We start from the raw sequence: 250 nt of genomic DNA on the forward strand, positions 1-250 counted from the left end.
TTTGTGCTGTGAGTATCTGATTGGCACCAGACTGTAATGGGTTGGTAAGCATTTGTGAAAAATCATTCTCAGTAACCATAACAGGTTTTGTCATTAGCCCGTTGTGATGTTCTTTTCTGCACCCTGAACCAGCCATAAAAAATCCAGCTAAAGATCCACTTGTTATTAGGCTACCGGTACTAATCCCAGACAGTTGTATGAATTTTCTTCTTTGCATTCAGATTGGTTTAGTTTTTTTCAATAATTCTTT

The 250-nt window shown here is 37.2% G+C and carries 1 protein-coding gene; it reads right to left on the reverse strand.

Annotation, left to right across the window (positions count from 1 at the left end; translation table 11 throughout):
- On the reverse strand, nucleotides 1–217 hold a 217-nt coding region (locus VJI94_RS08630; RefSeq protein WP_324009072.1), incomplete at its 3' end, for a hypothetical protein.
- Between the last annotated feature and the right edge of the window lie 33 nt (nucleotides 218–250).

It is taken from the genome of Parvimonas sp. D9, from assembly GCF_035282565.1.
Taxonomy (GTDB): domain Bacteria; phylum Bacillota; class Clostridia; order Tissierellales; family Peptoniphilaceae; genus Parvimonas; species Parvimonas micra.